At 69.9% G+C, this 17,249-nt stretch carries 19 protein-coding genes, 2 tRNA genes and 1 riboswitch; of the genes, 8 read left to right on the plus strand and 13 right to left on the minus strand.

The features are described from left to right. Window positions 1-50: 50 nt before the first annotated feature. Both ML539_RS10380 and ML539_RS10385 read left to right on the plus strand, forming a co-directional pair. Window positions 51-1,793: an adenylate/guanylate cyclase domain-containing protein gene (locus ML539_RS10380; RefSeq protein WP_243323430.1), complete on the plus strand. Its 1,743-nt coding sequence runs from the start codon at window positions 51-53 to the stop codon at window positions 1,791-1,793. A 33-nt stretch (window positions 1,794-1,826) separates the two neighbouring features. Further along, on the plus strand, window positions 1,827-2,429 hold the full coding sequence (locus ML539_RS10385; protein WP_243323432.1) for a hypothetical protein: 603 nt from the start codon (window positions 1,827-1,829) through the stop codon (window positions 2,427-2,429). A 15-nt stretch (window positions 2,430-2,444) separates the two neighbouring features. On the opposite strand, the gene ML539_RS10390 is transcribed toward ML539_RS10385, so the two are convergent. Beyond that, on the minus strand, window positions 2,445-3,515 hold the full coding sequence (locus ML539_RS10390; protein WP_243323434.1) for a radical SAM protein: 1,071 nt from the start codon (window positions 3,513-3,515) through the stop codon (window positions 2,445-2,447). A 636-nt stretch (window positions 3,516-4,151) separates the two neighbouring features. Next, a tRNA-Ser gene (locus tag ML539_RS10395) sits at window positions 4,152-4,244 on the minus strand. An 83-nt stretch (window positions 4,245-4,327) separates the two neighbouring features. Between ML539_RS10395 and ML539_RS10400 the strand changes: the two genes are divergently transcribed. Both ML539_RS10400 and ML539_RS10405 read left to right on the plus strand, forming a co-directional pair. Then, a tRNA-Ser gene (locus ML539_RS10400) sits at window positions 4,328-4,417 on the plus strand. Between the two features lie 400 nt (window positions 4,418-4,817). Then, entirely contained in the window at window positions 4,818-6,335 is a 1,518-nt protein-coding gene (locus ML539_RS10405; protein WP_243323443.1) for a Sapep family Mn(2+)-dependent dipeptidase, read from the plus strand. Between the two features lie 3 nt (window positions 6,336-6,338). Here ML539_RS10405 and radC read toward each other — a convergent pair whose 3' ends face one another. The 3 genes from radC to ML539_RS10420 all read right to left on the minus strand — a co-directional run bounded on the left by radC (window position 6,339) and on the right by ML539_RS10420 (window position 7,938). Further along, window positions 6,339-7,019, minus strand: a complete 681-nt coding sequence (gene radC / locus ML539_RS10410) for a DNA repair protein RadC (protein ID WP_243323445.1) — start codon at window positions 7,017-7,019, stop codon at window positions 6,339-6,341. A gap of 96 nt (window positions 7,020-7,115) precedes the next feature. Continuing rightward, complete coding sequence (locus ML539_RS10415; RefSeq protein ID WP_243323462.1) at window positions 7,116-7,616, minus strand: hypothetical protein; 501 nt, start codon at window positions 7,614-7,616, stop codon at window positions 7,116-7,118. A 10-nt stretch (window positions 7,617-7,626) separates the two neighbouring features. Beyond that, window positions 7,627-7,938 carry a helix-hairpin-helix domain-containing protein gene (locus tag ML539_RS10420; RefSeq protein ID WP_243323472.1) on the minus strand — a complete coding sequence of 104 codons (312 nt, stop codon included), beginning with the start codon at window positions 7,936-7,938 and terminating at the stop codon, window positions 7,627-7,629. 258 nt (window positions 7,939-8,196) lie between these two features. After that, window positions 8,197-8,285: riboswitch (S-adenosyl-L-homocysteine riboswitch) on the plus strand. A gap of 63 nt (window positions 8,286-8,348) precedes the next feature. Between ML539_RS10420 and ahcY the strand changes: the two genes are divergently transcribed. Then, window positions 8,349-9,746 carry an adenosylhomocysteinase gene (ahcY, locus tag ML539_RS10425; protein WP_243323474.1) on the plus strand — a complete coding sequence of 466 codons (1,398 nt, stop codon included), beginning with the start codon at window positions 8,349-8,351 and terminating at the stop codon, window positions 9,744-9,746. A 70-nt stretch (window positions 9,747-9,816) separates the two neighbouring features. On the opposite strand, the gene ML539_RS10430 is transcribed toward ahcY, so the two are convergent. Continuing rightward, window positions 9,817-10,695, minus strand: coding sequence for a caspase family protein (locus ML539_RS10430; protein ID WP_243286996.1), 879 nt, complete (start codon window positions 10,693-10,695; stop codon window positions 9,817-9,819). 216 nt (window positions 10,696-10,911) lie between these two features. Between ML539_RS10430 and ML539_RS10435 the strand changes: the two genes are divergently transcribed. Then, window positions 10,912-11,442 (plus strand): DUF4337 domain-containing protein, encoded by a 531-nt coding sequence (locus ML539_RS10435; RefSeq protein ID WP_243323482.1) that lies wholly within the window; start codon window positions 10,912-10,914, stop codon window positions 11,440-11,442. Beyond that, the gene (locus ML539_RS10440; RefSeq protein ID WP_243323483.1) at window positions 11,442-11,882 is read left to right on the plus strand and encodes an NUDIX hydrolase; all 441 of its coding nucleotides are present in this window, start codon (window positions 11,442-11,444) and stop codon (window positions 11,880-11,882) included. Before ML539_RS10435 ends, ML539_RS10440 begins: the two co-directional genes overlap by 1 nt. Before the next feature lie 20 nt (window positions 11,883-11,902). Here ML539_RS10440 and ML539_RS10445 read toward each other — a convergent pair whose 3' ends face one another. Genes ML539_RS10445 through ML539_RS10455 form a run of 3 tightly spaced genes read right to left on the minus strand, consistent with a single transcriptional unit; the run spans window position 11,903 to window position 13,746 of the window. Next, a complete protein-coding gene (locus ML539_RS10445; RefSeq protein ID WP_243323484.1) occupies window positions 11,903-12,442 on the minus strand; it encodes a DUF4199 domain-containing protein in 540 nt (179 codons plus the stop codon). An 8-nt stretch (window positions 12,443-12,450) separates the two neighbouring features. Continuing rightward, window positions 12,451-13,194, minus strand: a complete 744-nt coding sequence (locus ML539_RS10450) for an SDR family oxidoreductase (protein ID WP_243323486.1) — start codon at window positions 13,192-13,194, stop codon at window positions 12,451-12,453. 51 nt (window positions 13,195-13,245) lie between these two features. Then, a complete protein-coding gene (locus ML539_RS10455) occupies window positions 13,246-13,746 on the minus strand; it encodes a DinB family protein (RefSeq protein WP_243323488.1) in 501 nt (166 codons plus the stop codon). 43 nt (window positions 13,747-13,789) lie between these two features. On the opposite strand from ML539_RS10455, the gene ML539_RS10460 reads away from it, so the two are divergent. Then, complete coding sequence (locus tag ML539_RS10460) at window positions 13,790-14,701, plus strand: glutaminase (RefSeq protein WP_243323490.1); 912 nt, start codon at window positions 13,790-13,792, stop codon at window positions 14,699-14,701. Window positions 14,702-14,798: 97 nt separating this feature from the next. Here ML539_RS10460 and ML539_RS10465 read toward each other — a convergent pair whose 3' ends face one another. The 4 genes from ML539_RS10465 to ML539_RS10480 are packed head-to-tail and all read right to left on the minus strand — an operon-like array spanning window position 14,799 to window position 17,249. After that, window positions 14,799-15,128, minus strand: coding sequence for a hypothetical protein (locus ML539_RS10465; RefSeq protein ID WP_243323492.1), 330 nt, complete (start codon window positions 15,126-15,128; stop codon window positions 14,799-14,801). 49 nt (window positions 15,129-15,177) lie between these two features. Further along, a complete protein-coding gene (rlmF, locus tag ML539_RS10470; RefSeq protein ID WP_243323494.1) occupies window positions 15,178-16,191 on the minus strand; it encodes a 23S rRNA (adenine(1618)-N(6))-methyltransferase RlmF in 1,014 nt (337 codons plus the stop codon). A gap of 1 nt (window position 16,192) precedes the next feature. Continuing rightward, entirely contained in the window at window positions 16,193-16,747 is a 555-nt protein-coding gene (locus ML539_RS10475; protein ID WP_243323502.1) for a hypothetical protein, read from the minus strand. Window positions 16,748-16,775: 28 nt separating this feature from the next. Beyond that, a complete protein-coding gene (locus ML539_RS10480) occupies window positions 16,776-17,249 on the minus strand; it encodes an isoprenylcysteine carboxylmethyltransferase family protein (RefSeq protein ID WP_243323510.1) in 474 nt (157 codons plus the stop codon).

Raw genomic sequence — 17,249 nt, forward strand, 5'->3', positions numbered from 1 at the left:
GACAGAGCGCCCTGCGCCGGAGTGTGCGACGCTACGGGGAGACCCGACCCATGTCCCACTTCCTGCGCCGCGCCCTTCCTCTCGGCCTGCTGCTGGCCGCGCTCCTTTGGCTGGCGGGCGGCGCCGTGGACCGCGCCTGGTACGACGGGGCTTCCCGCCTGCTGCGGTCCCACGGAGCCGCGGAGGCACCCGTCGCCCTGATCGGATTCGACGAGGTGAGCGAGCAGGCCTTCCCCGAACCCATGGCGCTGTGGCACCGGCACCTCGGCGCCGCCATGGAGGGCCTGGCCCGGGCTGAACCCCGTGCGGTGGGACTGGACCTCAGCCTGCCCATGCGCAGCTTCGACACCGTGGCGCCGGGCGGAGACGCGGCCCTGGTGCGCGGCATCCTGCGCCTGCGCCGGACCTGTCCCCTGGTGCTGGGCCTCACGGTGGATGGGGCGGGCCGCCCCAGGCCCATCCACGGCCCCTTCCAGGCGGCGGCCGGCGAGGGCGGCACGGCCTTCGTGCTCTGGGAGGTGGATCCGGATGCCACTGTGCGCCGGTTCACGGAGCACGTGGGCGGCTCGGCCGAGGCCCTGCCCACCCTCGCGGGAACCCTGGCGCGCGCCCTGGGCCGGCCCGTGCGGGAGGGCTGGCTGGACTACCGCGGCGCGGCGCCCGTGCCCTACGTTCCCTTCCACCAGGTGGTGGCCTGGCAGCGCGAGGGGAATGCCGCCGCTTTGCAGGCTGCCTTCCATGGCAAAGTGGTGCTGCTCGGCAGTGTGTTCCCCTTTGTGGACCGGCACCGGCAGGCGGTGGACCTCAACGGCTGGGGCGAGGAGACCGGCCGCTTCGCGCCGGGGGTGCTCCTGCACGTCCAGGCCCTCCGCAACCTCCTGGGGCGCGGTCCCCTGCGGGAAGTGCCGTCGGGCCTCGGCGCCCTCCTGGCCGGGGGCTGTCTGGGCCTGGGCTGGGTCCTGGGCGGTCGGCCCCGGGCGGGAAGCCTGGGGCTCCTCGCGGCGCTGGGGCTGGGCGCCCTCGGCATCCTGGTCCTCCAGGCGCGGGGTTGGTTCCTGGGCTTGTCGTGGCCGGCCGGCGGCCTGGTGGCGGGATTCGCGGCCCGGGCCGGCGAGGAGGCCCTGTCCCGGCTTCGGGAGCGCCGCCGCCTGCGCGCCGTCTTCGGGGGCTACGTCAGCCCCGCCATCCTTTCCGAGATCCTGGATGGCCGCCTGGAGCCGGGCCTCCGCGGCGAGCGGCGCGCGCTGTGCGTCCTCTTCTCCGATATCCGCGGCTTCACCACCCTCAGTGAAGGCCTCGAGCCGGAGGCGGTCATCGCCCTGCTCAACCGCTACTTCCAGCGCATGGCCGAGGCCATCCACGCCCACGGCGGCACCCTGGACAAGTTCATCGGCGACGGGATCATGGCCTTCTTCGGCGCCCCCGCCGCCCAGGAGAACCCCTGCGAGAGCGCCTTCCGCTGCGCCCGGGCCATGCTGGCCTCCCTGGGCGAGCTGAACGCGGAACTGGCGGCCGAGGGGCGCGCGCCGCTGCGCATCGGCATCGGCCTCCACTTCGGCGAGGCCGCCGTCGGACACGTGGGCGGGGCCTCCCGCCACGAGTACACGGCCATCGGCGACGTGGTGAACACCGCCTCCCGCGTGGAGGGGCTCACCAAGGAGGCTGGCTTCCCCCTGCTGGTGACGGAGCCGGTGCGGGCGAGGCTGGGGGAGGCCGCAGGCTTCACTCCCCTGGGCGAGCAGCCCCTGAAGGGCCGGGCGCCGATGGCCGTGTTCGGCTGGCCGGAGCGCTAGGATGAGGAGTCTTCCGAACCCAGGAGCCACCCCATGATCCGGCCTTCGTCATGGTTTCTCGCCCCCTTGCTGGCGGTCGCCGCCGCGTCCCTGCAGGCCCAGGCCGCGGTGGCCATGGTGGCCGACCTCGCCGGGACCGCCACCGTCGAGGGGGGCGGCGCCCTGGGGATCACCGCGGAGATCCCCGCCCAGCGGACCGTCGCGCTGGGGCCGGGCGGTCGGCTGGTGCTCATCCGCATGGCCACCGGCGAGCAGTTCGTCTTCGTCGGCCCCTGCAAGGTGCGCTTCAGCGCCCAGGGCCAGCCCGAGGGCGCCCGGCCCGCCGAGACGAAGGACCTCCCCCTCCTCCAGCGGGGCCGCACGCCAGTCCGGCTGACGCACCTTGCGCAGGCGGGGATGGTGATGCGCGAGAAGCAGATGCCGCCTTCCGGGCGGGAGCTCCGGGAGGAGGAACCCAGCCTCGGGGCCGAGCTGGAGCAGCTGCGCCCCAAGGCGGGTGCGCCCTTCGAGGAACGGGTGGTCTATGCTGCGCTGGTGGCGCGGTTCGGCCCCCCCGGGCAGGCGAGGAGCCTCTGGGAGGCGCTGGCCCGGGAGCGGCCAGGGGATGCGGTCCTGAAGGCCCTGGCGGAGCGCTGAAGGCGGAGGCTCCCTTCAACCCATCATGGCGTGCTTGGCGAGCCAGGTCGGAAGCGAGCGCAGCTTGTAGTAGGCACCGAGGTTGTAGAAGCAGGTGGACGAGCAGTGCGGGAGGCAGATCGCCTTGGCCGCCCGCAGTGCCTCGGGATCGAAGTCCGGCTCCCAGATGCGCCCCCAGTCGCGGGGATGGGTGATGAGGTCGAAGCACGGGGCGATGGATCCGTCGGGCTTGACGAGCGCGGCGTTGCGGCCGGCGCGGCAGTCCCAGGGCTCGATGCGGCCCCGCAGGCGGTCCTTCATGGCCCGGAGGTGCTCGGGCGCGTTGACCATGCACCAGCCCTCGCCCTGCTTCTCGATGAGCCAGTCCAGGAGCGCGTCCACCTCTTCGTACTGCTCGGGCCGGATGCGCAGATCGTTGTCCGGGTGGGCGTAGTGCCCGGTGTCCACCGTGGCCTGCGGGTCCTCCAGCAGGTGGTAGTCGGTGCCGATGCCGTTCTGGTGCGCGATCTCCGTGAGCATCCGCACGTCGCGGAGATTCGGGCCGCAGATGTTGATGTTGAAGAAGAGGATGTAGCCGTGCTTCTTCTGCTGGGCCACGAGGTAGCGGAACTGCGGCTCGATGGCCAGGAGCGCCTTCGGCAGCCCCTTCCGCGGCGCCACGCCGTCCACCGCCAGGTTGATGGCGGTGACGCCGGCCCGGCCCGCGGCGTCAATAAAGGCCGGGTCCATGAGGGTGCCGTTGGTGGGCAGGTAGACGAAGAACCCGTTCTCGGCGCCGTAGCGGATCACGTCCAGGATGAAGTTCTTCCGCACCAGGGGTTCGCCGCCCATGATGGCGAGGACCCGGCAGCCCACCGTCTTCAGCCAGTCGATGGCGGAGCGTGCCGTCTCGAGGGACATGCCCGGCCGGTGGTTGTCGTACTGGAAGCAGTAGTGGCAATCCACGTTGCACTTCCAGTCGGTGAAGAGATAGCAGAGCAGGGGCCGGAAGTCGTCCGGCCGCAGCCGCGACCCGACGTAGGGAACGGCCCAGCGCCGGATGGCGCGGGCCCCGTTGAGGCCCCGGTACCGAAGCGTGTCCAGCATCGCTTCCTCCTTTCTCGCCCCAGCCAGATGAGGCCGGCAGGGGAACCAGGAAGACGCCTTGAGCAAGATCGATTCAGCGCGTTCGCCATCCCCTTCAGGGGCACGGGGGTGGATTCGACCATCCATGGTACGGCGGATGGCCGGGATTGGATCCTGTTTTTTCTTGATTCAACCCTTGAAGGTCAAAGTGTTTTTAGTGATGTCAAACGAGTCTTCTTCGCCGCAAGCGTTCTCCCCGCGACAAGGCGCCCCGTGCATTCAGGGCGCTTGCGTGGTGGAAGTCTGGTCGTCCCCTCCGACCGCACGAATCGCACATCTCTCTGTCCCGGGTCCGACAGCCCCCCGGGCTGTCTCCCCGAGCCAGAACGAGAGCCGGCGATTCTGTGATTTCGAATCCCTCGCTCTCCGCAAAAGCAAAGCCGCCATTCGGCGGCTTTGGTGGCGGAGAGAGGGGGATACCCTCCGGGGCCGCCGCGGCGCGGCGTCCCCTCCAGCCGCACGAATCGCTCGGCTCTCTGTCCCGGGTCCGACAGCCCCCCCCGGGCTGTCTCCCCGAGCCAGAACGAGAGCCGGCGATTCTGTGATTTCGAATCCCCCGCTCTTCGCAAAAGCAAAGCCGCCATTCGGCGGCTTTGGTGGCGGAGAGAGGGGGATTCGAACCCCCGGTACTGGTTTACCCAATACACTCGCTTAGCAGGCGAGCCCGATCGGCCACTCCGGCATCTCTCCAAGGCCCTCCAGATTACCGTTGGGGGCGGTTCGGCACAAGGCTTCTTGCCCGGGGCCGCGCCCAGCCTTCAAGATGGAGGCATGGAGGGATGGCCGAGCGGTTTAAGGCAACGGTCTTGAAAACCGTCGTGGGTGTGAGCTCACCGCGAGTTCGAATCTCGCTCCCTCCGCCACATCAGCGCCCCGCGTCGCGGGGCGCCTTCATGTAAGTGCGGTGGGAGCGGGATTCGAAGTCACTGAATCGCTGGCAGGTAGCCGCAGGTCCCAACAGCCTGGGGGGCTGTTGGGGCCGTCAAGAGGCGTGCCAGCGATTCGTGCGGCTGGAGGGGACGCCGCGTAGCGGTGGCCCCGAAGGGAATCTTGCTCCCTCCGCCACATCAGCGCCCCGCGTCGCGGGGCGCCTTCATGTACATGCGGCGGGAATGGGATTCGAAGTCACTGAATCGCCGGCCTCGATTCGGTTCGGGGAGGCGGAACCTGTCATTCCGTCAATCCTGGCCGGAATTTCTGTCTGCACACGTATAGTCGGGGACCAGCGGTGCGGAGGTTGTGGTGCGGATGCTGCTTGCCTTGATGATCCCTTCTCTCCTGTGGGCGGCCCAGCCGGCCCAGCCGGCCCAGCCGACATGGTCGGTCCACGACCACTACGACCGCCACCTGGCGCTCCGCATGGTGCCCCTGCTGTCCGAGGTGATCCGCTTCCCCACGGTCGCCGGAAACACGAAGGCCTGGGCGGACCAGAAGACCTGGATCCAGCAGCTCGCCAGAGACCTTGGCTTCGAGGTGCGGGACGCGGGCAAGGTGATGGAGGTGGACCTGCCGGCCACAGGCGGGCGGGTCGGGGCGCCGGTGCTCGGTCTCCTCGTCCATGGCGATGTGCAGCCCGTGGACGACCACTGGAGCATCCCGCCCTTCTCGGGGACCGTGAAGGATGGGCGGGTCCTCGGCCGCGGGGCCGCGGACGACAAGGGCCCGATGATCCAGGCCCTCCTGGCCATGAAGGCCCTGAGGGAGGCCGGCCCCGCCCGGACCAGCACCATCCGCCTCCTGGTGGGAAGCGATGAGGAGAGCACCAACACCGACATCACGGACTACCTGAAGGCGAACCGGCCGCCGGACTTCAGCCTCGTGCTCGACTCCGCCTTCCCCGTGGTCGTGGGCGAGAAGGCCTGGAACGCACTCACCCTCGCGACCCAGCGGCCGACCGCTCCCACGGCGGACCGTCCCTGGGCCGTGGCGGCCCTGGAAGCGGGCCTGGCCACGAGCATCGTCCCCGATCTGGCGGTGATCCGTCTGGCCTCCCCTGCCGGGAAAGACCCCCTGGTCGCCCTCCGGCATCGTCTGGAGCGCCGTCCGCTGGACCCCGGATGCCGGGTGGTCTTCAACCTTGCGCCGGAGGGGGCCGGGGCTGCGCTGACCATCACGATCCAGGGGAAGGCCGCCCATGGCGGCATCAACCTGGAAGGGGGCCGCAACGCGCTCGTGGCCCTGGCGCGGCTGCTGGACGGCGAGCTGCCGCCAGGCGGGGCGGACGACCTCCTGGCCTTCGCGCGGCAGGCGGGCAGGGACCTGTACGGGACCGGGCTGGGGCTCACGGAATCCGGACCGCTCTGGGGCCGGTGCGCGGTGAACGTGGCCACCCTCAAGCCGGAGGCCGACGGCGGTCTGAAGCTCACCCTCAACATCCGCGCGACGCCGAAGCGCTACGGGCCCGCGCTGGAGGCGCACCTCCGGCAGGTGGTCGCCGAGTTCGCGGCCGCCCGGCAGGCGACCTTGAGCTTCGGAGGCTTCTTCGGAGATACCCCATTGGCCTTCGACCCCCAGTCCCGGCTGGTGAAGCGCCTCATGGCCGACTACGGGCGCGCCACCGGGAGGGCCGATGGACCGGCCATCTCCGGGGGCGGCACCTACGCCAAGCGCATGCCCCACGCCATCGCCTTCGGCATGTGGTTTCCCGGCCGGCCCTATCCGGGGCACGACGTGGACGAGCAGGTGCCCATCGAGGATCTGCACCGCGGCGCCCACGTGCTCATCGAGACCCTGGCCGACCTCGCTTGCGGCAAGCCGCTGAAGGAGCCGTTCAAGCCCTGAGGCTTACCCTCGCTGGTCCCACCCTTCGGCCGCCCGGAAGCTGTGGTAGCGCTCGTGGCCGAGGATGAGGTGGTCGGCCAGGGGCACGCCCAGGGATTCGCCCGCGGCCTGGAGACGCCGGGTGAGCTGGATGTCCTCGCGGCTTGGCGAGGGGTCGCCGCTGGGGTGGTTGTGGAAGGCCAGGGCGGTGCTGGCGCCGTAGCGCAGGGCCTCGCGGAAGAACTCGCGGGGGCTGATGAGGGTGGCGGTGGCCGTGCCCTGGCTGAGGATGCGCTCGGCCAAGAGGTCGCCCTTGGCGTTGAGGGCCAGGAGGCCGAAGCGCTCCTCCGTCCAGCCCTGGCAGCGGGGCAGCAGGTAGCTGCCGGCGGCGCGGGGGCTGGTGATGCGGGGACGGTCGGAGCCGCGCTGGGCGCGCCGGGAGAGCTCCAGGGCGGCCCAGAGCTGGCCCGCCTTGGCGGGGCCGAGGCCCGGCTGCTCCAGCCAGTCGTTCAGCCCCAGAGCCAGGAGGCCCGCCAGGCCGCCGGTGCGGCCGAGCACCACCTGGGCCAGTTCCACGGCGCTGTGGCCCCGGAGTCCCGTGCCCCAGATCAGGGCCAGGAGGTCCGCGTCCGAGAGGGTTTCGCCGTGGCCGGCGAGCAGGCGCTCCCGGGGACGCTGGTCGGGGGAGAGGTCGAGGATGCGCATAAGGTTGCCCCTAGGCGACTGGAGGACGGGACGACAGGTCAGTCCGGAGACATGAAGGAGAGGTCTGAGCCGCGCAAGCGGCGAAGTGGATGCGCATCAGGCCCTCACCCACTTCCGGCGATCCTGGCGCCAGCGCAGCACCTGGAGCTTTCCTTGGCCGGAAAGGCGCATGCAGAGCGCCTCCTGGCCGTCGTTCAGGAACCAGGTGCTGGCCAGGGCCGTGTGGCGCGGCGTGACCGTGAGGATGGGGTGGGCCTCGCCGGTGAGGGTGGCCACGCTGGGGGGATCCATGTCCGGTGGCAGGGGGATGGCGCGGGGCTTGCCCCACCGGATCCCCCGGGGAAGCTCCACCCGCAGGTGCTCTCCCGCGCCGCCGGCCCGGCCCAGGGCCACGGTGACGTTGGAACCCCGGGCCCGGGCGAGGCTGAAGGCCTGCTCCAGGCTGCCGCGGATCTCGTGGTGGGCCACGGCGAGCTCGGCGCTGCCGGTGTCCCACTGGGCCAGGCACACCACGGTCATGGCGGCGGCCACGGCCATGGAGACGGTGACATCCAGCAGGGAGGTCCCCTGCTGCGAGCGGCGACGGCGCTGGAGCATGGTCGGCCCCCTACTTCGCGGAAGCCGCGGGACGCGGCGCGGCGGTGGCCAGGTAGGGCTTGAGCTTGGCGTAGGACTTCTCGCCGATGCCCTTGACGTTCATGAGCTCTTCCGGGCGCTGGAAGCCGCCGTGCTGCTTGCGGAAGGCCACGATGCGCTCGGCGGTCTTCTGGCCGACGCGGGGCAGCTGCATGAGCTCGGTGACGGTGGCCGTGTTGAGGTTCACGGGCCGCTGGGGGGCCCGGGGCGCGCGGCCGGCCGCGGCGGAGAGGGGAAGGGCCAGGGCGAGCGCCAGGGCCAGGGAAGTGAGGGGGTTGGACATGGTTGCCTCCTTTCAGGCAGCCATGTCAGTTCGAGGTTTGTGCCAGTTGTTAAGTGTTGATAATAATTGGCTAAAGTATTTTATTTTGAAAAATATTGTAATTAAAAAATGACAAAATTTATAAATAAACAATTAAAATAAATTATTTCAAATTTTAAATTTGATTAAAAAATTACGAAGAAATTTTACGTGGTGACAGTTTTGAATCACGAGCCCATTCCCACCCACCTCATCCCTGTCGCCACCGCTATCCTGGAAGGGTCCGAGGAGCGCTGCAGGACCCGGCAGATCGGCTGTGCGGGATCTCAGGCTCGGACCCATCCTTCCAGGAACGGCGCTCACCTCAACCCTGAACCGGGGCGATGGGGTGGACGCACCCTCCTGTCGATCCGGCCCTTCGTGGAGGTCCCATGACCGTCGCCACCACCGATTTCATCGTCGCCGATCTCGCCCTTGCCGCCTGGGGCCGCAAGGAGATCGCCATCGCCGAGGGCGAGATGCCCGCCCTCATGGCCATCCGGCGCCAGTACGCCGCGCAGCAGCCGCTGAAGGGCGCGCGCATCGCCGGCTCGCTGCACATGACCATCCAGACCGCCGTGCTCATCGAGACGCTGAAGGCGCTCGGTGCCGAGGTGCGCTGGGCCAGCTGCAACATCTTCAGCACCCAGGACCACGCCGCCGCCGCCATCGCCGCGGAGGGCACGCCGGTCTTCGCCGTCAAGGGCGAGACCCTGGCCCAGTACTGGGAGTACACGCACCGCATCTTCGACTTTGAGGGCGGCGCCAACATGATCCTGGACGACGGCGGCGACGCCACCCTGCTGCTGCACCTGGGCGCGCGGGCCGAGCAGGATATCCACGTCCTCGATCATCCCGACAGCGAGGAGGCCACCGTGCTCTTCGCGTCCATCCGGAAGCGGCTGGCCGAGCGGCCGACCTGGTACTCCACCCAGCTGGCCAAGGTCCAGGGCGTGACGGAGGAGACCACCACGGGCGTCCACCGCCTCTACGAGATGGCCAAGAAGGGCGAGCTGAAGTTCCCCGCCATCAACGTCAACGACAGCGTCACCAAGAGCAAGTTCGACAACCTCTACGGCTGCCGCGAGTCCCTGGTGGACGCCATCAAGCGCGCCACGGACGTCATGGTCGCCGGCAAGATCGCCGTTGTCTGCGGCTACGGCGATGTGGGCAAGGGCAGCGCCCAAGCGCTCCGTGCACTCAGCGCCCAGGTGTGGGTGACCGAGATCGATCCCATCTGCGCCCTGCAGGCCGCCATGGAGGGCTACCGCGTGGTGACCATGGAGGAGGCCTGCGAGCAGGCCGACATCTTCGTCACCTGCACCGGCAACTTCCATGTGATCACCCACGACCACATGAAGCGGATGAAGCACAATGCCATCGTGTGCAACATCGGCCACTTCGACAGCGAGATTGATGTCGCCAGCCTCGAGACGTACGCCTGGGAGGAGATCAAGCCCCAGGTGGACCACGTGATCTTCCCCGACAACAAGCGCATCATCCTGCTGGCCAAGGGCCGCCTGGTGAACCTGGGCTGCGGCACCGGCCACCCCAGCTACGTGATGAGCTCCTCCTTCGCCAATCAGACCCTGGCCCAGATCGAGCTGTGGACGAAGAAGGGCGAGTACCAGGTCGGCGTCTACACCCTGCCCAAGCACCTGGACGAGCAGGTGGCGCGGCTCCAGCTGGTGACCCTGAACGCGAAGCTCACGGCCCTGCGCCCCGACCAGGCCAAGTACATCGGCGTGCCGGTGGAAGGGCCCTACAAGGCCGACCACTACCGCTACTAGGCTGAGACGCTTCGCGTTTCAAGGAACAGGGCGCCTTGCGGCGCCCTGTTCGTTTCGGGCGAAAGCCCCGTCAGGTCGGCATCTCGGTCGGCAGCGGTGCCAGGTTGGGGGGAACCTCCACCGCCTTCATCACCGCATGGCGGGTGACGGCTTCGCAGTCGAGCTGGGGTGTCTGGGTGAAGTGGGCGGCGCTGAGGTCGGAACGGATCTTCGCCAGCACCTTGGCCCGGGTGAGGTGATTGCCGCTGGCCCTCGCCTCGCGGCAGAAGTGCCAGCTGAAGGCGCCGTGCCAGTCGCCCTGCATGAAGGCGTCCGCGGCGGTCTGGCTCTCCTTGCAGGCGGTCCAGAGGATGTGGTGCGACAGGCCCTTCTCCAGCAGCTTGAGGTGCCCAGGGCGGGCCCGGCGGTACTCGATGTCGCGGAAGGCCTCGATCGAGGGCGGCGGCAGGTAGCGGGGCTTGCGGTCCATGAGCAGGTCCGCCGCCCGAAGACCCGCGCCGCTGTGGCAGGTGTCGAGGAGGATTTCCAGGATCACGCTCTGGGGAAGCTGCACGAACAGGTCGTGAAGCTCGTCGTCCACGATGAGGTGGTCGCGGTCCCACTGGGGGCCGCTCTGGGCCAGGTCATGGGGGCAGAAGGCCTCGTCGGCCCGGTCGAACTCATCGAGGTTCAGGTCCGGCACCTGGGTGCCGTGCCCCGAGAACGTGAAGACCAGGTGGTTGTAGCGGCCGGCCAAGGCGCCTTCCACCATGCGTCGCAGCTCGCGCATGATGTTGGCCTTGGTGGCGGCTTGGTCCGTCAACTGGGTGATATCGGAATCCTCGAAGCCCAGCAGATCCTTCAGCAGCGAAGCCATGTCGTGGGCGTCGTTCACGCACCCGTTCAGGTTGGCCGCGGGGAAGTTCTGGTACTGGTTGATCCCGATGCAAAGCGCGGTGCGGTGCAGCATGGGAGCCTCCTAGGCTTTGCTTGGGAACGTGGGGACGGACGCGCCGAGCCCGCCCCCGGTGAAGGGCGGCGGATCCTGGTCGGATCGGAGGAGGACTGCGACATTCGGCGCACATCCCGGAGGACTCCAATCCTTCACGATAGGCTCAAGTCCCGCCGGTTCAAGCAACGGGGCCTTTTTCCGTAGAATGGCTGGTGCCAATTGCGGCGGAGACCCATGAGCGACGACAAGAAAGAACCCTGGCTGAACCTGCTGGCCCTGACGACCGTGATCCTCGCGGTCTGCGCCACCTTGGCAACCTTCAAAGGCGGCGGCCACTCCACCCGGGCCGTGCTGAGCCAGAGCCAGGCCTCGGATCAGTGGGCCTACTACCAGGCCAAGGGCATCAAGGGGAACCTCTACGAGCTGGAGGCCATGCGCCTGCGCCGGGAGCTGGAGCTGGCGCCGAAGACGGCCGTGCCCACCCTGGAGAAGAGCCTTGCCGACGTGGAGAAGAAGGTGACGAAGTACGACGGGGAGAAGGCCGAGATCCAGAAGGAGGCCCGCCGCTTCGAGGAGGTCAAGACCGAGGCCCAGCGGCACGGCGCGGCCTTCGGCCTGGCGGTGATCTTCCTCCAGATCGGCATCCTGCTCTCCTCCATCGCCGCCCTGCTCAAGCAGAAGCCCGTCTACTACCTGGGCCTGCTGGTGGGCGTGGTGGGAATCGTCTACTTCATCAACGGCTTCTACTTGTTCCTGGCGGCCTGATGTGGGCCCTCACCGTCGCCGCCGTCATCGAGCGGAACGGCCGCTTCCTCGTGGTCGAGGAGACGGACGGCTCGCCTGAGCGTGTCTTCAACCAGCCCGCGGGGCACGTGGAGCCCGGCGAGGGCCTTCTCGACGCCGTGCGCCGCGAGGTGCGCGAGGAGACGGGCCTGGCCTTCACGCCGGAGGCCTTCGTGGGCATCTACCAGCTCCTGGCGCGGAATGGGAAGGACTACTGCCGCATCTGCTTCCGGGGCAGCGTGCCCGAAGACGCGGAGGCGGCCCCGGAGGATCCGGACATCCTGGGCTGCCGCTGGCTCACCCGCGACGAGCTGGCTGCCGCGCCCCTGCGCTCGGGTCTGGTCCTGCGCTGCGTGGACGACGTCATCGCCGGCGCGGCCCACCCGGTCTCCCTCGCCGCGGCGCTGAGGCAGGAGCGCTGAGGCAGGCCCGCCGACAGTCCCTACGCACCCGTGGTGGGATCTTCCTCGTGAGGAGGAGCCTCCGCAGGCGGCATGGCCGCCGACGGCCTGCGCCGGTGATACTTCACCGCGGCCGCCAGGGACGTGACCAGGCCCGTGATCCAGGTGCCCAGGGCCCAGGAGAAGGCCCGGCCCAGGGAGGTCTGCATGGGGCCCTTGGCCTTCATCACCGCCTCGATCTGATCGGGGGTGAAGCCCTGTTGGACCATCTTCAGGCGGCCCAGGGCCTCCATCTCGGCGAAGTAGCTGGGGAACACCACCAGGGTGAAGAGAAGGCTGCCCACGAAGATGACGGCGGAGGCGATGAGGGTGGCCCCCACGCCGTCCTGCACCTGGCGCAGGTAGCCCTGGCTCGAGGCGGTGCGGCGGAGGGCCAGGATCAGGATGCCGATCTGCAGGGGGATGGCCAGCCAGAGTAGGAAGAACAGGCTGGGATGGCGGTACCAGCCCGTGAAGCCCATGACGAAGGTCCAGAGCACCACCAGGATGCCGAGGACGAGACCGGTGCGAAGCGCCGCCATGAATGCTCCTAGAAGGTGTGCCCGCCGCCGTTCACGGGGAGGGTGGCGCCGGTGACGAAGCCGGCCTGCAGCAGGCCGACGACGGCCTCGGCCACGTCCTGGGCCAGCCCGTTGCGCCGCAGGGGCGTGTGCTCCGCCGCCGCCTGCTTGTGCTTCTCCGGCAGGTCCGCCGTGGCGTCCGTGAGCGTGAGGCCGGGTGCCACGGCGTTCACGCGGATGCCCATGGGGCCGAGCTCGAAGGCCAGCGCCCGCACGAAGCCTTCGAGGCCCGCCTTGGCCGCGCTGTGGGCGGAGAACCCCCAGCCGGGATTGCGGGCGAGGCCGCTGGTGATGGCGATGATGGCGCCCTTCTTCCGCTCCAGCATCTGGGGCACCACCGCCCGGCAGCCGTGGAAGGCCGCCCCCATCTCGCCCAGCACCTTGGCCTCGAAGGCCTCCCAGGGGTACTCGAGGATCCCCTTCATGGGAAAGCCGACGGCGGCGTTGAGCACCAGGATCCCGATGGGGCCCAGCTCTGCCTTCACGGCCGCGGCCATGGCCTCCACCTGGGCCCGGTCGCGGGCATCGGCCTTCACGGCCATGGTCCGGCCTCCCCCGGCCTGGATCTCGGCCACCACGGCCTTCGCGGCGGCCTCCGAGCCGAAGTAGTTCACGGCCACCGCGGCGCCCTGGGCCGCGAGCGCCTTGGCCACGGCGGCCCCGATGCCGCGGCTGGCGCCGGTGACCAGCGCGACGGAACCATTCAGGGACATGGACCCTCCTTCAGGCATCATGCCCGATTCTCCGCCGGCTTCCAGGATGGCTCAAGGCTCCGCGAGGTCCTGGATGGCCATGCCGCCGGCGCTGGCGGCATCCCCCGTGAGCACCCGGCGCAGGTATCCGACCTGGCCGAGATGGAAGGCGAGGTGGGCCTCCAGGTGCAGGAGGAAGCGCCGGGTGGACACCTGGTGCCCTCCGATGGGGGTGGGGAAGGGCGCCTGGAGGGAGGCGTCCGTCTGGGCCGCCAGGCCCGCCTCCACGGCGGCGATGGCGGCTTCCAGCCCCGCGGCGACTTCGGCCCGCGTGCCTTCCCGCTGGGCGAACTCCCGTTCCCGCTGGCGCACGTAGCCCGTGGCGCCCAGCACGGCGCCGACGAAGTGCTGGAGGTTGCCCGCCACGTGCAGGGCCAGGTTCCCGGCGCTGTTGGCGATGCCCGGCACCGTGCGCCAGAGCACCACATCATCGGGGAACATCTCCACTTCGCGGACGAGGCAGCGCAGGTCACGCTGGAACAGCGGGAGGAGGTCGGCGGCGAGGGGCGTCATGGCGACCATCCTATACCCACGGCTCCTGTGGGATTCTGGAGGCATGGACCTCCAAGCCCTCCTCGACGACCTGGCGGTGGAAGCCGCGCCCCTGGCGGCGCAGGGGAAGGTGGCGGACTACATCCCGGCCCTGGCCTCCGTGCCCGCCGCGCGCTTCGGCCTGGCCCTCGCCACCACGGATGGCCAGCTCTTCGGCACCGGCGACTGGCGCACGCCCTTCTCCATCCAGAGCGTGTCCAAGGCCTTCTCCCTGGCCCTGGTGCTGGCCCGGGACGGCGAGGCCCTGTGGAAGCGCGTGGGCCGCGAGCCCTCGGGCAACCCCTTCAACTCGCTGGTGCAGCTGGAATACGAGAAGGGCATCCCGCGGAACCCGTTCATCAATGCCGGGGCCCTGGTCCTCATCGACCGCCTGCTCACGCTCACGGGCGATTCCCTGGGCACGCTGCGGGACTTCCTCCGGGCGGAAAGCAGCAACCCGGCCCTGGACGTGGATGCAGAGGTGGCCGCCTCGGAGGCCTCCCACGGCCACCGCAACGCGGCGCTGGCCCACTTCATGGCCAGCTGCGGCAACCTGGAGAACCCCGTGGACCGGGTGCTGGACCACTACTTCCGCCAGTGCAGCCTCGCCATGAGCTGCGCGGACCTGGCCAAGGCCGGCCTCTTCCTGGCCAACCACGGCCTGCGGGCGGACGGCTCGCGCCTGCTCTCCCGCAGCGAGTCCAAGCGCATCAACTCGATCATGCTCACCTGCGGCACCTACGACGCCGCCGGCGATTTCGCCTACCGCGTGGGCCTGCCGGGCAAGAGCGGCGTGGGCGGCGGCATCCTGGCCGTGCTGCCCGAGCGCGGCGTCCTCTGCGTCTGGAGCCCCGCCCTCGACCCCCACGGCAACAGCATCGCCGGCGTCGAGGCCCTCGACCGCTTCACGACGCGGACGGGGTGGTCGGTGTTTTGAGAACAAGATGGACAGGATCGACAGGATTAAAAGATTGGATTAACAGGTTTAAAGCCTTTAAATTCTGTTGATCCAGCCTTTCATCCCGTTGACCCTGTCAGCGCTTTTCCTCGGTTTTCCCGCGTCGCAGCAGCCACGCGGCCCAGGCCGTGAACGCCGCCACGGCGCCGAGGATCAGGGCCAGGCGCAGCCAGGGCTCGTCGAAGGCCAGACGCTGGCGGATGCCCTGGGCCAGCGTCCACAGCCACACCAGGGCGCCGAAAGCCAGGACCCAGCGGACCGTGGCCTGGGCGGCGGGCCTCGGGATGAAGAGTGGCACCAGGAGCGCCAGGCAGAGCAGCACCAGGAGCAGCTCGCCGGAGCGGAGGAAGTGCGCCCCCAGCATCAGCAGGGCGAACAGGGCGGGGAGGCGGCGGACGGCGAACATGGGGACTCCGGCGACGGATAAATCATACCGATTTGTCCGAAACCTTGGATCACAACCCATCCCACCAGGCCCTCCGGGCCTCGGGATCCAGGAAGGTCCAGGCCACGAAGCGGCTCTGCTTCTGGCCCTGGGCCATGGGCACCGTGCGGACCTCCGCCGCCCCGGCCTGGCGGAGCGCCCGCTGGAGGGCCGGCAGATTCGCGGAGCTGGAGACGAGTGTGGTGAACCAGCGGACCTGGGCCTGGAGGTCCACGCTTTCCGCGATCATGCGCCGGACGAAGGCCGCCTCGCCGCCCTCGCACCACAGCTCTGCCCCCTGGCCGCCGAAGTTGCGGGCCGCCCCGGCGGTTCCCCGCCCCAGCTTCCGCCACTTGGCCTGGGCGGCTTCCCGGGCCTCTCGCAGCGAGCCGTGAAAGGGCGGGTTGCAGAGGGTCAGGTCGAAGCGCTCGGCCGGTCTCACGACATTCCGGAAGATGGCTTGGGGATCGGGCTGCCGGCGCAGGGCGATGGCCGCCTCCAGGCCGGGATTGGCCGCCAGGACGCGGGCCGCCGAGGCCAGCGACGCGCCGTCGAGGTCCGAGGCCACGAAGGACCAGCCGTACTCCCGGTGGCCCAGCAGCGGGTAGATGAGGCTGGCGCCGGTGCCGATGTCCAGCGCGCGCACGGCGGCGCCCCGGGGGATGGGTCCGCCCTCCGCCAGCAGGTCCGCCAGGTGGTGCAGGTAGTCCGCGCGGCCGGGGATGGGCGGGCAGAGGGCGCCGCGTGGCAGGTCCCAGCCGCGGATGCCATAGGCTTCCAGCAGCAGGGCCCGGTTCAGGGCCTTCACCGCCGCAGGATCCGCGAAGTCGATGGTGGGCCCGCCATGGGGGGCGCGCCGCACGAAGGGCCCCAGCTCGGGGCTGGCGGCGACCAGACGCGGGAAGTCGTAGCCGTCGCCGTGGCGGTTGCGGGGGTGCAGGCCCGGCTTGGCGGGCCGACGGGCCGGGGCTGGGGATTTCGGCGCCTGGCCCGGTGTCTGGCCCGGCGTCTGGCCCGGTGTCTGGGCCCGTGGCTTCGAGGCCATGTCAGCGGCCCTCCCCGTCCGGGGCCAGGCGGGTGGCCACGAACCAGAAGCCGAAAGCGAGGAGGAGCGTCAGGACGGCCACGGTGGCGGCCAGGGAGCGGCCCTGCCAGAGCCCCTCGAACCAGCGCCGGAACTCCGTGACCAGGACGTTCAGCTTCCCTCCGTAGACCTCCAGTTCCCGCAGGTATTTCTTGGTGTCCTCGGGCTCGTAGCCCAGGGGGTTGGCCATCCGGGGCGTGGCCCGCAGGTAGATCAGGGCGGCCCCGCCAAGGCCCGCCGTCAGGATGCCTGCGATGACGCGGCGGATGCGGTGCTTCCGGACGAGCGGGTCCGTCCCCAGCAGGCGGCCGGCCTGCGAGGCCTGCCGTGCCTCCCGGGACCGGAGCGCTTCCCGCACCCGCGCCAGGTCGGCCTCGGGAATCGCCGCCCCCCGCCGCCCCAGCTCCGCCAGGGCGGCCTCCACGGCCTCGGTCTTGTAGCCATGGGGATGTTCCAGGTAGCGGCGCAGCTCGGCGTCGGCCAGCGTGGGGATGCGCGCGAGGAACGAATCGGTCATGTCCCCAGCATAGTTCGTGTGCCGGGCCTTAGAGCCAGCGCCGGACGCTCCGCAGGTAGGCCTGGTAGTCCGCCCCGAAGCGGGCCGCGAGGTGGCGCTCCTCCCGGGCGATGACATGAAAGCGGATGACGAGCAGGACGGGCAGAAGCATGAGCGCGGGCCAGAGCGCATTCGCCAGCAGGGCCGTGCCGGCGTGGAGCAGCGAGAGGCTGAGGTACAGGGGGTTCCGGGTGAAATGGAAGGGCCCCGCGGTGAGGAGCGCCGAGGCGGGGCGATCGGGTCGCACCGTGGTGCGGGCCCGGCGGAAGGTGAGGAAGCCCCAGAGCGCCAGGGCTGCCGAGCCGAGGACGAGCACGCCGCCCAGCAGCCGCGGAAGGGGGTTTTCCGGCGCGGCGAAGGGCAGCGGGCAGCGGCGCTGGAGCAGGAAACCGAGGCCCAGCCCCGCGATGAACACGAGGGGCGGCGGGAGGCGGACCCCGGGGCCGGTGCGGTCCGCGTCCAT

The sequence above is a fragment of the Geothrix sp. SG200 genome (assembly GCF_022808935.1).
GTDB classification, from domain to species: Bacteria; Acidobacteriota; Holophagae; order Holophagales; family Holophagaceae; genus Geothrix; species Geothrix alkalitolerans.

What these genes read in the sequence shown, in the direction of transcription:
- ML539_RS10480 (WP_243323510.1), bottom strand. Translation starts at nt 17,249, where the DNA reads ATGGACGCGGACCGCACCGGCCCCGGGGTCCGCCTCCCGCCGCCCCTC.
- ahcY (WP_243323474.1), top strand. Translation starts at nt 8,349, where the DNA reads ATGACCGTCGCCACCACCGATTTCATCGTCGCCGATCTCGCCCTTGCC.
- radC (WP_243323445.1), bottom strand. Translation starts at nt 7,019, where the DNA reads ATGCGCATCCTCGACCTCTCCCCCGACCAGCGTCCCCGGGAGCGCCTG.
- ML539_RS10460 (WP_243323490.1), top strand. Translation starts at nt 13,790, where the DNA reads ATGGACCTCCAAGCCCTCCTCGACGACCTGGCGGTGGAAGCCGCGCCC.
- ML539_RS10475 (WP_243323502.1), bottom strand. Translation starts at nt 16,747, where the DNA reads ATGACCGATTCGTTCCTCGCGCGCATCCCCACGCTGGCCGACGCCGAG.
- ML539_RS10445 (WP_243323484.1), bottom strand. Translation starts at nt 12,442, where the DNA reads ATGGCGGCGCTTCGCACCGGTCTCGTCCTCGGCATCCTGGTGGTGCTC.
- ML539_RS10420 (WP_243323472.1), bottom strand. Translation starts at nt 7,938, where the DNA reads ATGTCCAACCCCCTCACTTCCCTGGCCCTGGCGCTCGCCCTGGCCCTT.
- ML539_RS10390 (WP_243323434.1), bottom strand. Translation starts at nt 3,515, where the DNA reads ATGCTGGACACGCTTCGGTACCGGGGCCTCAACGGGGCCCGCGCCATC.
- ML539_RS10465 (WP_243323492.1), bottom strand. Translation starts at nt 15,128, where the DNA reads ATGTTCGCCGTCCGCCGCCTCCCCGCCCTGTTCGCCCTGCTGATGCTG.
- ML539_RS10415 (WP_243323462.1), bottom strand. Translation starts at nt 7,616, where the DNA reads ATGCTCCAGCGCCGTCGCCGCTCGCAGCAGGGGACCTCCCTGCTGGAT.
- ML539_RS10440 (WP_243323483.1), top strand. Translation starts at nt 11,442, where the DNA reads ATGTGGGCCCTCACCGTCGCCGCCGTCATCGAGCGGAACGGCCGCTTC.
- ML539_RS10450 (WP_243323486.1), bottom strand. Translation starts at nt 13,194, where the DNA reads ATGTCCCTGAATGGTTCCGTCGCGCTGGTCACCGGCGCCAGCCGCGGC.
- ML539_RS10405 (WP_243323443.1), top strand. Translation starts at nt 4,818, where the DNA reads ATGATCCCTTCTCTCCTGTGGGCGGCCCAGCCGGCCCAGCCGGCCCAG.
- ML539_RS10455 (WP_243323488.1), bottom strand. Translation starts at nt 13,746, where the DNA reads ATGACGCCCCTCGCCGCCGACCTCCTCCCGCTGTTCCAGCGTGACCTG.
- ML539_RS10430 (WP_243286996.1), bottom strand. Translation starts at nt 10,695, where the DNA reads ATGCTGCACCGCACCGCGCTTTGCATCGGGATCAACCAGTACCAGAAC.
- rlmF (WP_243323494.1), bottom strand. Translation starts at nt 16,191, where the DNA reads ATGGCCTCGAAGCCACGGGCCCAGACACCGGGCCAGACGCCGGGCCAG.
- ML539_RS10385 (WP_243323432.1), top strand. Translation starts at nt 1,827, where the DNA reads ATGATCCGGCCTTCGTCATGGTTTCTCGCCCCCTTGCTGGCGGTCGCC.
- ML539_RS10435 (WP_243323482.1), top strand. Translation starts at nt 10,912, where the DNA reads ATGAGCGACGACAAGAAAGAACCCTGGCTGAACCTGCTGGCCCTGACG.
- ML539_RS10380 (WP_243323430.1), top strand. Translation starts at nt 51, where the DNA reads ATGTCCCACTTCCTGCGCCGCGCCCTTCCTCTCGGCCTGCTGCTGGCC.